Raw genomic sequence first — 11,429 nt, forward strand, 5'->3', positions numbered from 1 at the left:
GCCCCACCGGGTGCCCGAGCCGCCGACCGGCCCGGGCGCCCGGCCCGACCACCGCCCCCGTGCCCTGATCACATGAGAAGAGGCCAGCCGTGCGCGTACTCCTGGTGAACATGCCCTGGGCCCCGATCGACCTCCCGTCGCTGGCTCTCGGAATTCTCAAGCGCAGTGTCGACGAGCGCGTTCCGAACGGAACCGCGGACGTTCTCCACGCCAATCTCGAATACGTGGACTGGATCACCAAGAACACGGAATTCACCCTGGAGGACTATTCCTACTACTCACTCGGATCCTATTTCCTGGGCTGCGGCGACTGGGTGTTCTCCTCCGCCCTTTACGACGACCCCGAGTGGCGTGTTCCCGAGTTCACCGAGGCGATGGCCGGCCGGGTGCGCGGGACCCGTATGGACATGACGCGGGCACTGCACGCCTCCGCGCCCGACTTCGTCCGGTACATCGCCGAGCGCATCGTCGCACTCGCCCCGGACCTGGTCGGTTTCACCTCGACGTTCCAGCAGAACACGGCCGCCCTGGCGGCCGCCAAGTACGTCAAGCGCCTCGCCCCGCACATCGCGACGGCCATGGGCGGCGCCAACTGCGACGGCAAGCAGGGCGAGGCCGTCCACCGCAACTTCCCCTTCGTCGACTACGTCCTGCGCGGCGAGGGCGAGGTGTCCTTCCCCGCACTGCTCAACGCGCTGGACGCCGGAGAGCCGCTGTCGGAGGTGCCCGGGCTCTGCCGGCGCGGCGACGACGGCGCGTCCCTCGTGAACGCCATGAGCACCAGACCGCTGCCGCCCGCGGCCATCCTGCCGCCCGACTACGGCGGGTACTTCGAGCGTCTCGCCTCCTCCCACGCGCGGAACTGGGTCGAGCCCAAGCTGGTGGTCGAGGGCGCGCGGGGCTGCTGGTGGGGCGAGAAGCACCACTGCACCTTCTGCGGACTGAACGGCTCGTTCATGGAGTTCCGCAGCAAGAGCCCGGACGTGTTCTACGACGAGGTCATCGAACTGGCCCGCAGGCACCGGGTCCTGGACATGTACGTCGTCGACAACATCCTGGACATGGGGTACGTCAACACCGTCCTGCCGCGCATCATCGACAGCGGCTTCGACCTGCGCATGCACATCGAGATCAAGTCCAACATGCGGCAGAAGCAGCTCCAGACCCTCGCCGACGCGGGCCTGATCTTCGTCCAGCCGGGCATCGAGAGCCTCAACAGCCGGGTACTGACGCTGATGGACAAGGGTGTGACCGGCGGCCAGAACGTGCGGATGCTCCGCGACGCCGCCACCGTCGGCCTCTCGGTGGCCTGGAACTACCTGCACGGCTTCCCCGGCGAGGACGCCGCGGACTACGACGACGTGGTGGCCCAACTGCCGGCGCTGGAGCACCTCAACCCACCCGTGGGCCAGTCCTCCCGGATCGCGATCGAGCGGTTCAGCCCCTACTTCAACAACCCCGGGCTCGGGTTCCGCGACCTGCGCCCCGCCGAACCGTACCGGCTCACCTACGACCTCCCCGAGGACGAGATGTTCGACCTGGCGTACGTCTTCGACGTGCCGCCGCGCGGGATCGGCGAGGAGGTCGTCCGCCGGCTGGACGAGGGGATCGCGCACTGGAAGCGCAACTACGCCGGCAGCCGCCTCACCCACTGCGATCTGGAAGACCGGATCGTGCTGGTCAGCAGGCGCAGGGCCTTCGACTGGACGCACCTGGAACTGACCGTCCCGTTCGAGCTGGCCCTGTTCCGGCTGCTCGACCAGCCGCACACGGTGAAGGCGGCCGCCCGCAAACTGCGCGAGGGGCACGGGGTGGACGAGGACGCCCTGCGGGAGGTGCTGAAGAGGTGGCGGGCGCTCGGGGTGGTCTTCGAGGACAGCGGGCAGTTCGTACAGATCGCGCCGCCCGCGCTCAACGAGGAGTTCCTGCGGATCGACTTCATGCGGCACGCCTCCGCCCGCGACACCGAACTCGCCGCGACGACCACCTGACGACCGCAGGACGGTCCCGCAGAACGACCCCGCAGGACGACCGCCACACGACGCCGACGCAGGACGACAGAGAACGACGGAGGACGACGATGACTCCAGCACTCACCGGCACCCCGCCCTTCACCGTGACGGCCGCACGGGACTACGACCCGGAGGTGGGCGCGCTGCCCTGGATGTCCCTGGGACGCTACGAGATCGACCTGCCCGGCGGCGAGGCCGCCCGGAGGCTCTTCGCCGCCGGGGCCCGGCACGTCACCCTGCCCCGCCCGGTCGACGTGACCGACGCCGCCGACGCGGCCTGGTCCGTCCGGGCGCTGAGCTTCGTCGGCGACCTGACCAGCCTGGCCATCGCCGTCGACTGGCAGCTCCACACGGGCCCGGACCCCGACGCCTGGCGCCACTACGGCCATCTCCACCCGCCGACCGCCGTACTGGGCACCCCGGACCCGGCCGCGACGGCCCTCGAATGGCGCAACACGTACTACATCTGCAAATGCGTGTTCCGGCACGGCCCCGGGTTCATCCAGGTGCGCGACCGGCGCTACGGCGAGCTGCGCCGCTTCACCATCGACGAACCGGAATACCACGAAGCCATCGCGGCACTCACCGACGGCGCCCGCGCCGACGCGATCGCGGGGCCGGTGCTGGACGACCTGATGGGCGAGACCCTCGCCGTGCGTTTCGGGGACCACGTGTGGTGGGCGCCGTACCGCGTCCGCCGCTGGTCGGAGGCGCCGATGGTGATCTGAGGGGCGCCGTCGCACGGCGGGGTGAACCCGGCCGAACGCGCTCCGCCGGCCGGTCCGGGGCGGGGCCGTCAGCCGGTCATCGAGTGCAGCTGGGCGAACTCGTCGGCGAGCATGCCCATCATCACGACATCGTGGTGCCGGCCGGAGAGATACACGAGCTCACGCAGCCGGCCCTCCTCCACGAAGCCGAGCCGACGGTGGAGAGCCAGTGATGCCTCGTTGTGGGCGAAGATCCGTACCTGGCACTTGTGGTACCGGTTCTCGGCGAACATGAAACGAAGCAGCAACACCGCGGCTTCTGCCGCATAGCCCTGACGGCGGTGCTCAGCACCGATCGTGATGCCGTACTCGAACCATCCCCCACGCGCGTCAGCCTGATGCGAGCCGACGGCACCGACGGTCTCCCCCGTTCCGACGGCTTCGACCGCCAGCTGAAAGCGGTCGCCGTCAGGCTTGGCGATCGCCTGCTCACCGGCCCAGACCCGGTACCTCTCGGCGGACCGGGGCGGGCTGACCAGATCCCCCAGCCCCTCCTCGTCCTCCGCGAAACGCATGAACGCCGCCGCGTCACCAGGCTCGATACCCCGCAACCGGACCCGCTTGCCCACCCAGAACGATGTCATCCTCTATTGGATCATTCCAGACTTCCCAAGTCCAGCCCCCAAGGCGCTTGTTCGGCCCATGGCCTGCACTCTTTCGGCTACGAACGCCCGGTCAGCAGGCCTCGATGGCGGCGAGTTGGGCGGCGAGGATCTCCTCGAACGCGGCGCGCCGGTCTGCCCCGAGGGGGCGGATGTCGCGGGCGAAGTGGGCCAGTGCGGGGAAGCGTTCGGGGTCGGCGCCGAGCACCGTGACGCGGAACTGCTCCATGGCCTGTTCGTACTCCGTGGGGGCGATGGTGCTGATTCCGGCCTCGGAGGCGATCAGCGCGGCGAGGAGGATCACGATGCGGTGGTACCGCACCGGGACCTCCTCGTCGGGCAGGCCGGACGCGCGCAGAGCCTGCAGCAGCTCCTCCATGACCCATCGGGACCCGGTGCCGCCGGACGCATAGCGTCCCCACACCGTGGCGAGCTGGGGCTGCTCGCCGAAGGCCTCGCGCAGGCGCAGGGCCAGGGCGGTGACGCGCTGCTTCCAGTCACCCTCGGGCCGGTGGCCGTCCATGGCTGCCAGCAGGATCCGGTCGACCACCGCGCGCAGCAGTTCGGTCTTGTTGCGGAAGTGCCGGTAGAGGCTGGAGGAGTCGGTCCCGAGCGCTGCGGCGAGTTTGCGCACGCTGAACGACTCGGCATCGCCCGTGCGCAGCAGTTCCGCCGCCGCATCCAGGATCTCCTCGGTCGACCATCGCCTTCGGCCAGTCATCCCGCCCCTCTCGTCCGGACTCAGCCTAACCTATGCGCTTGCTTATGCACGCAGTGCGTGCATCATGAGGACAACGCACCGTCAGGCCACAACGACACGCCCGGCATCCGGCCGGGAAGGGAGAAGGGCACATGAGTGAGACCGCTACCGCGACACGGCCGCCGGAGCCGGACTTACCGGCGATCACGGCCGGGGAACTACGCACCTACCGCGACGCGGAGAACCGCTGGCGGGCGTCCGGCACGGCTCGGGCCTTGCTCGGGGAACCGCATCCCGGCGCCGCGATCGTCTGGCAGCAGCTGGCGCTGCCCGGCCGGGACCTCCCGGTCCGGGTGTACCGGCCGGCGTCGCCGGGAGGCGGCGAAGCCGACACCCGAGCCGACCTGCCACTCGTGATCCACGTCCATGGGGGCGGCTTCGTGGGCACGGCGGTGCAGTGCGACTGGGCCAACAGCCACCTCGCCGCAGAACTGCCCGCCCTCGTCGTCTCGGTCGAGCACCGCCTCCTCGCCCCCGACAGCCCGATGTCGAGCGCCGCCGACGACGGCTGGGAGGTACTCGAACACATGGTGCGACATGCCGCACGGTGGGGTGTCGACCCGGCGCGGGCGGCCGTCTTCGGTGAGAGCTGCGGCGCGCTGATCAGCGCCCTGACAGCCATCCGGGCCAGGGGGGCCGGCCTTGGACTCATGGCGCAGGTGCTGGTCAATCCCGTAGTCGACGTGACCGCGACGATGTTCGACCACCCCTCGATCACCGAGTACGCGTACAGCCCCACTCGGGCCCTGCCGCAACTTCGGCTCATCCAGCGGCTCGCCGTCCCGCCGGGAGGCGAAGCCGACGCGGTCTCGCCGCTGTACGCGGACGACCTGAGCGGGCTCGCCCCGGCGCTCGTGGTGCTGCCCACCAAGGACGCGGTCGCCGACCACGGCCGCCGCTACGCCGAGCGGCTGCGCGCGGCCGGGACGCCCGTGCGGCTCTCCGAATACCCGGGCGCGGGGCACGCGTTCCTCACCTTGCCCGGCGTGGAACCACAGGCCGGCGCCGCCCGGGCGGAGATCCTCCGGTTCCTCCGCGCCGCCCTGGCGAAGCGAGGAGGAACGATGCAGCCCGCCCTTGGAGACGAGGCGACGAGATGAGCACCGCGCCGGCCACGAAGCCATTGAACGCGACAACCTTGCAGGGAGAGTTCGAAGCACTGGGCGTACGGCCCGGGTCCGTACTGATGGTCCATTCCTCGCTGTCCGCCTTCGGGCACGTGGACGGAGGGGCCGACGCGGTGGTGCGGGCCCTGTGCGCGGCGGTGGGCCGGAAGGGCACGGTCGTCGTGCCCGCCTACACCCGGCAGGTCGCCGACCCCTACCCGGACAGCCGGGCCTTCGACGACCCACGGACGGTCGAGGCGCGCGCGGCCGTCCCGCTCTTCCATGACGCGCTGCCGACGGGCATGGGCGCGGTGCCCAGCGCCGTGCTGGCGCACCCGGACCGGGTCCGAAGCCGTCACCCCCAGGCATCCCTGGCGGCCCTCGGAGCGGACGCACGCACGATCTGTGCCGGGCAGCCACTCGGCTACGCCCTCGGGAGCGGTTCGCCCTTCGCCAAGATCCATCAACTGGGCGGGGCCATACTGCTGCTCGGAGTCGGGCACAACCGCAACTCGTTCCTGCACCACGCGGAATCCCTGGTGCCCGACCACCGGAAGAAGCTGCGCCGTTTCCCACACCTGGTCGACGGTGAGCGGGTGTGGCTCGAGGCGCCGGATGTCGGCAACGACAACGACACCCACTTCCCCCTCATCGGAGCGGAGTTCGCCGCCCTGGGGCTGTCCCGCAGCCGCGTGATCGGATCGGCCCTCTGCCACTGGGCACCCGCTGTCGACTTCGTCGACTACGCCCGGGAGCGCCTGTCCCAACTGCTGCCCCGGACGACGACCCCTATCGGGTGACCGGTGCAGTCCCGATTTGGGAAAGGCGGTTGCCGAATCGCATTTCCGGTCACGCGGGCCGAAAATCTGCCGTGCGTGGCCGGAGTCAACCGCCATCGATTTGGTGGTGCGCTCACGGTGTTCCATGATGTGAATGGGAATCAGATGGGGCTCACACCTTCGAACTAGGGGGTGTGGGCGCATTGTTGATTGATCAACAGCTTGAGTGTGTGACGACTGCCATGCCCTTGCCGCCACCTGCTCCCCTTTCTCTTTCAACTTTCGTCTTCCAGGTAAGGCAGCATGCCCGTCCAGCAGTTTTCAGACCTCGTGCGTTTCGCACGGGACTGCTCTCCCTTCTACGCAGACCTCTACGCGGACCTGGCGCCCCAGGTGAACAGCCTCACCGATCTGCCCGTGGTGGATCAGAACGAGTTCTGGGCCGCCAACACCCTGCGCGACAACCGCGTCCTGACCGCCCCGCTCGGGGAAGCCGTCGTGTTCAAGACCGGCGGTACCACGGGGAGTCCGCGCTTCTCCTGCTACACCCGTGAGGAATGGCAGGAGTTCGTCACCACATTCGGCGCCGGCCTCGTCGACGCGGGCCTGCGGCCCGGCCACCGGGTGGCCGACCTGTTCTACGCCGGCGAGCTCTACGCCAGCTTCCTCTTCGTCCTCGACTCGCTCGCGCACGCCCCCGTCGCCAACGTACGGCTGCCCATAGGCGGCGCGGCACCGCTGGAGTCGACCGTCTCCACCCTCGACGACTTCGGCGCGCACGTCGTGGCCGCAACGCCCACCACGCTGTGCCGCCTCGCCGAGTACCTGATCTCCATCGGCCGCCAACTCCCCGACGTCGAACTCCTCTTCTTCGGCGGCGAAGCCCTCTTCGAGGACCAGCGCCGGCTCCTCTCGGGCGCGTTCCCCCGCGCCGTACCCCGCTCCCTCGGCTACGCGAGCGTCGACGGCGGCCTCCTCGGCCGGCCGGTCCCCGGCCCGGACCCACGCGTCCACCGGCCGTTCTCCCCGCAGACCGTCGTGGAGATCCTGGACGAGACGACCGGCGAACCGATCCGCGAGGCGGGCCGGCCCGGACGGGTCGTCGTCACCCAGCTGTTCCGCCGCCTCATGCCCGTCATCCGCTACCCGGCCGGCGACCGCGCCGAATGGACCGACACCGAAGGCGGCCCCTTCCGCATCCTGGGCCGCGCCGAGGAAGGCGTACGCGTCGGCCCCGTCTCGCTCTACTGGGAGGACGCCGCGAACGCCGTCGCCGAGGCCGACACCGGCGGACTCGTCACCGGAATGCAGCTCCTCGTACGACGCGGGGAGGGCCGCGACGGCCTCGTCCTGCGCCTGGCCACCGTCCAGGACCGCGACCCGGCCGATCTGGGGGTCCTCGCCGAGGCGGTCGTCTCCGGGCTGAACACCGCCCGGCCGCTCTACCCCGACAGCGTCGCCAAGGGGTTCGTCCACCCCCTCCGCGTCGAGTGGGCCCGCCACAGCGACCTCGCGGTCAACTCCCGCTCCGGCAAGCTCATCCGCGTCCTCGACGAGAGGCCGACCGCATGACCGCCCCGACGGCGGCCCCGGGCCGACGGCGCCCGCTCGTCCTGCGCAACCGCGCCTTCGCAGCCGTGTGGGTGGGCCAGGTGCTCACCCAGGCCGCGGTACGCATGTTCCAGGTCGGCACCTCCTGGTGGCTCATCGGCTACGCCGCCTCCGGCCGCGGCGGGCTCGCGGCCGGGCTGTTCATGAGCGTCAGCACCCTGCCCGCCGTGGTCCTGGCCCCGCTCGTCGCCCGTGCCATCGCCCGCTGCGACCACCGCTCGCTGCTCCGCGCCGCGGCCGGGGGTGCCGGGGCGGCCGCCGCGGCACTCGCCGTCTGGGCCGGTACGAGCGACCTGCCGGTCGCCGCGGCCTACGCGGCGGCCCTGGCACTGGCCACCTGCCAGGCCTTCTTCGACCCGTGCCTGACCACCTCCGTACCCGAACTCGTCGAGGACGAGGACATCGAAGCGGCCACCGGGTTCGAACTGTCCACCCAGTCGCTCGCCGGCCTGGGCGGCGCCCTGCTCGGCGCCCTCATCGTGGACGGGAGCGGCATCGCAGGGCTCGCGGCCGGGTGCGCCGTCGCCTACTGCGCGGCCGCGGCACTGATCACGACCGTACGGCTGCGCTCCGCGGACACCCGGACGGCGGATGCGGCGGCAGGCGCGGGCACGGAGCAGGCCGGGGCGCCGCCCCGGCGCACGCTGCGCCAGATCCTCGGCGCGCTCCCCTACGTCCGCGCCATCCTGCTCTCCTTCGCCGCCGCCAACCTCTTCACCACCGCGGTCTTCGTCGTCATGCCGCTCTACACCGCTTCCGTCCTGCGCGGCGACGGCACCACCGTGTCCCTCCTGGAGGCATCGCTCGGCGCGGGCACGCTCCTCGGCTCCTTCACCGGTGCCCGGGTACCCGGCCGGCCCGCCGTGGTCGGCTCCGCCTGCCTGGGCGCGATGGCCGTCGCCCTCGCCGTCCCCGGCCTGATCGCGGCGCTGCCCGTCATCGCCGGGTCCCTGCTGGTGACCGGCTGGTGCGTCGGGGTGATCGGGGTCCGCTTCGTGGCCCTGTTCCAGCGGCTGGTGCCGACGGCCGACAAGCCGGCCTTCTTCGCCGTCATGCAGGCGGTGCTCGGGGCGACCTTCCCCGTCGCCTCGCTCCTCTTCGGCCTGCTGGGCAACCACCTCTCCGCCCGCACCCTGTGTCTGGTCCAGGCGGCCGGGCTGGTGCCCGCAGCCCTCGCCCTGCTCCTGCTGCCCGGGCACTCCCGTACGGCGGACGCCCCCGTCGCCGGTCCCCTCCCCGACTCCGCGGCCCCCGCGCCGGCCCCCGCCGCGGGAGGAGCCCGATGACCGCCGCAGTGATCGCGCAGGCCACCCCGGCCGACATCGCCGACCTCCGTCAGCTCTACTACGCCGTCTACGGCCCGCACTACCCCACGGCCCTGGGCACCGACCCCGCCGAAATGTCCCGCCTCATCCGGGACCCGTACACCCTCTGGCTCGTCGCGCGTTGCCCCCGTACCGGGGCCCTCGGCGGATCGGCCGCGATCCACGGCGAGCCCGGCAGCCGCATCGGCCGCCTCGAAGGGCTCGCCGTCCACCCGGACCAGCGCGGGTCGGGGCTGGCCGGACAGCTGACCGAAGCCCTGTGCGCGGGCACCCTCGACGCGGGCACCCTCGACTCGGTGTACGCCACCGTCCGTACGGTCAGTGCCGGTCCCCAACGGGTCGTGGCCCGCAACGGCTTCCGCCCCATGGGCATCCTGCCGAACGCCGTGGACCTCAGCAGCCGCGAAAGCCTCGCACTCTACGCGCGTCACTCGCCCGGGGTGCTGGACCGCAGGGTTCCCGTCGCCGAGGTGCCCGCCCCCCTGGAGCCGCTCCTGCACACCGCCGGGGCGAGCCTGGGCATCAGCTACGCGGACACCCGGCCCACGGCGCCGCAGCCGGTGCCCGCCGGGCCCGCGGCGGCGCCGCTGGAGATGATCGAGGCCCCGGCCTTCGTCCACCGCCGCTTCCACGCGCACTTCCCCGACACCGGCCGCTGGTTCTACCCCCTGCACACCCCGAACGTCCTGCTCACCCCCGGCGACGGCGGCTTCGAGGTGTACGCGTACCTCAACCGCACCGGCGGCTACTGCGCCCTGGTCGCCGCCCACCCCGACCCGGCCGCCGCCGCGGGCTGGCTGGAGCCGGTCACCCGTACCCTCACCCGCGCCGGGGCCGGCTACGTCGAGGCGCTCGTCCCCCTCGAACACCATGCCGCGCTCTCCGCCTTCACCGCGCAGGGCTTCATCGCCGGCGCCCTGTACCCGGCCATGCGCCGGGACCACGACGGCTTCCACGACTACGCGGTCATGTCCCGCACCACCGAACACATCGACTTCCGCGGCGTGGTCGTCGACCCTCCGCTCCAACCCTTCCTCGATTCCTATGTGTCGGCCTGGGCGTCGGCACATCTGCCCTCCCGTGAGGTTGCCCCATGACTCCCCCGCCCCCGGCCGTGAACCCCCATCTCGCCCCCGTCGGCGTCCCCGACGCCGCCGCCCTCGCCCGGGTCCAGCAGCTCTGCGACCTGACCGCGCCCTACGCCTGCGGCCCGGCCGAGGAGGAGCTGTTCGCCGCCGCCATGGCGGAGATCAACACCTGGCACCGGGACCGGTCCCCGTTCTTCCGCGGCCTCCACGACGGGGAGCGCCCGGACACCCCGTACGGGGCGCCCCTCGTGCACGCGAACTTCTTCAAGCGGCACGAGGTCCTGTCCATCCCGCGGGAGGACGTCCACCTGCACCTGACCTCCTCCGGCACCACCGGGCAGAAGTCGCAGATGTTCTTCGACGAGTGGACCATCCGCTCGGCCCAGCGGATGGTCGCCCGCATCTTCGACCACAACGGCTGGATCGACCCCACCCGGGACGTCAACTACCTGCTCTACAGCTACGAGCCCGCGCGCGACCTCAACCTGGGCACCTCGTTCACCGACAACTACCTGTGCGACTTCGCCCCGGCCCGGCAGGTCGAGTACGCGCTGCGCACCACGGGCAACGGGCACGAGTTCGACCCCTTCGGCTGCGTCGCCGCACTGCGCCGCTTCGCCGAGGAGGACGCCCCCGTGCGCATCCTCGGCTTCCCCGCGTTCCTCTGGTTCACCCTGGAGCGGATGCGCGCCATGGGGCTGGCACCGCTGGAACTGCCGGAAGGCTCCCTGGTCATCCTCGGCGGAGGCTGGAAGGGCCATACCGACCGGCAGATCGGCAAGCACGAGCTGTACGCCCGCGTCACCGAGCAACTGGGGATCCCGTCCGAGCGGATCCGCGACACCTTCGGCTCCGTCGAGCACTGCGTCCCGTACATCGAGTGCGCGCGGCACAACCTCCACGCGCCCGTCTGGTCCCGCGTGTTCGTCCGCTCCACCCGCACGCTCGAACCGCTCCCGTACGGCGAGCGGGGCTACCTGCACCTGGTGTCCCCGTACATCACCTCCGTACCGGCCCAGAGCGTCGTGATGGGCGACCTCGCCTCGCTCCACCCGGGCGAGGAGTGCGGCTGCGAGCTGTCCACCCCGTGGTTCACGATCCACGGCCGCGCCGGTGTCAGCCGCAATCGCAGCTGTGCCGTGGCCGCCGCCGAACTGATGAAGGGAATGTCATGACCGACACCACCACCCACCACTACTGGCAGGGCGTCTTCATCGGCGACGCCGAGGCCGCCGACCGCCTCGCCGCGCTGCCCGCCGCCGTGGAGGCCGCGCTCGCCGTCCCCCTCGACACAGAGACGGTCCTGGCCGCCTGCGACGCCCTCGCCGAAGCCCTGCGCGACCCCGGCCACCCCGTCCGGGAGCGGCTGGCCGCGCACC

At 71.4% G+C, this 11,429-nt stretch carries 11 protein-coding genes; 9 read left to right on the forward strand and 2 right to left on the reverse strand.

From position 1 onward, the window contains the following. The first annotated feature begins 89 nt into the window (after nucleotides 1-89). On the forward strand, nucleotides 90-1,991 hold the full coding sequence (locus tag ABZW32_RS37065; protein ID WP_356224906.1) for a RiPP maturation radical SAM C-methyltransferase: 1,902 nt from the start codon (nucleotides 90-92) through the stop codon (nucleotides 1,989-1,991). Nucleotides 1,992-2,080: 89 nt separating this feature from the next. Then, a complete protein-coding gene (locus tag ABZW32_RS37070; protein WP_356224908.1) occupies nucleotides 2,081-2,740 on the forward strand; it encodes a DUF5825 family protein in 660 nt (219 codons plus the stop codon). A 68-nt stretch (nucleotides 2,741-2,808) separates the two neighbouring features. Here ABZW32_RS37070 and ABZW32_RS37075 read toward each other — a convergent pair whose 3' ends face one another. Together ABZW32_RS37075 and ABZW32_RS37080 are read right to left on the reverse strand one after the other, a co-directional pair. Continuing rightward, nucleotides 2,809-3,363, reverse strand: a complete 555-nt coding sequence (locus tag ABZW32_RS37075; protein ID WP_356224910.1) for a GNAT family protein — start codon at nucleotides 3,361-3,363, stop codon at nucleotides 2,809-2,811. Between the two features lie 91 nt (nucleotides 3,364-3,454). Further along, complete coding sequence (locus tag ABZW32_RS37080) at nucleotides 3,455-4,102, reverse strand: TetR/AcrR family transcriptional regulator (protein WP_356224912.1); 648 nt, start codon at nucleotides 4,100-4,102, stop codon at nucleotides 3,455-3,457. 131 nt (nucleotides 4,103-4,233) lie between these two features. Between ABZW32_RS37080 and ABZW32_RS37085 the strand changes: the two genes are divergently transcribed. The 7 genes from ABZW32_RS37085 to ABZW32_RS37115 all read left to right on the forward strand — a co-directional run. Next, nucleotides 4,234-5,241, forward strand: coding sequence for an alpha/beta hydrolase (locus ABZW32_RS37085; protein ID WP_356224914.1), 1,008 nt, complete (start codon nucleotides 4,234-4,236; stop codon nucleotides 5,239-5,241). 38 nt (nucleotides 5,242-5,279) lie between these two features. Beyond that, nucleotides 5,280-6,047, forward strand: coding sequence for an AAC(3) family N-acetyltransferase (locus tag ABZW32_RS37090; protein ID WP_356224916.1), 768 nt, complete (start codon nucleotides 5,280-5,282; stop codon nucleotides 6,045-6,047). A gap of 282 nt (nucleotides 6,048-6,329) precedes the next feature. Continuing rightward, complete coding sequence (locus tag ABZW32_RS37095; protein ID WP_356224918.1) at nucleotides 6,330-7,598, forward strand: phenylacetate--CoA ligase family protein; 1,269 nt, start codon at nucleotides 6,330-6,332, stop codon at nucleotides 7,596-7,598. Next, nucleotides 7,595-8,923: an MFS transporter gene (locus ABZW32_RS37100; RefSeq protein WP_356224920.1), complete on the forward strand. Its 1,329-nt coding sequence runs from the start codon at nucleotides 7,595-7,597 to the stop codon at nucleotides 8,921-8,923. The genes ABZW32_RS37095 and ABZW32_RS37100 overlap by 4 nt, the downstream gene beginning before the upstream one ends. Further along, entirely contained in the window at nucleotides 8,920-10,059 is a 1,140-nt protein-coding gene (locus ABZW32_RS37105; RefSeq protein ID WP_356224922.1) for a GNAT family N-acetyltransferase, read from the forward strand. The genes ABZW32_RS37100 and ABZW32_RS37105 overlap by 4 nt, the downstream gene beginning before the upstream one ends. A gap of 17 nt (nucleotides 10,060-10,076) precedes the next feature. Further along, on the forward strand, nucleotides 10,077-11,225 hold the full coding sequence (locus ABZW32_RS37110; RefSeq protein ID WP_356224925.1) for an acyl-protein synthase: 1,149 nt from the start codon (nucleotides 10,077-10,079) through the stop codon (nucleotides 11,223-11,225). Then, nucleotides 11,222-11,429: hypothetical protein (locus ABZW32_RS37115; protein ID WP_356224923.1), on the forward strand; the 208-nt coding region annotated here is incomplete at its 3' end. The genes ABZW32_RS37110 and ABZW32_RS37115, both read left to right, overlap by 4 nt.

The sequence above is a fragment of the Streptomyces sp. NPDC004667 genome, from assembly GCF_040609475.1.
Taxonomy (GTDB): domain Bacteria; phylum Actinomycetota; class Actinomycetes; order Streptomycetales; family Streptomycetaceae; genus Streptomyces.

Bases quoted from the DNA above. Each gene is read 5' to 3' on its own strand.
- ABZW32_RS37070 (WP_356224908.1), top strand. From the start codon at position 2,081: ATGACTCCAGCACTCACCGGCACCCCGCCCTTCACCGTGACGGCCGCA.
- ABZW32_RS37075 (WP_356224910.1), bottom strand. From the start codon at position 3,363: ATGACATCGTTCTGGGTGGGCAAGCGGGTCCGGTTGCGGGGTATCGAG.
- ABZW32_RS37080 (WP_356224912.1), bottom strand. From the start codon at position 4,102: ATGACTGGCCGAAGGCGATGGTCGACCGAGGAGATCCTGGATGCGGCG.
- ABZW32_RS37085 (WP_356224914.1), top strand. From the start codon at position 4,234: ATGAGTGAGACCGCTACCGCGACACGGCCGCCGGAGCCGGACTTACCG.
- ABZW32_RS37095 (WP_356224918.1), top strand. From the start codon at position 6,330: ATGCCCGTCCAGCAGTTTTCAGACCTCGTGCGTTTCGCACGGGACTGC.
- ABZW32_RS37100 (WP_356224920.1), top strand. From the start codon at position 7,595: ATGACCGCCCCGACGGCGGCCCCGGGCCGACGGCGCCCGCTCGTCCTG.
- ABZW32_RS37105 (WP_356224922.1), top strand. From the start codon at position 8,920: ATGACCGCCGCAGTGATCGCGCAGGCCACCCCGGCCGACATCGCCGAC.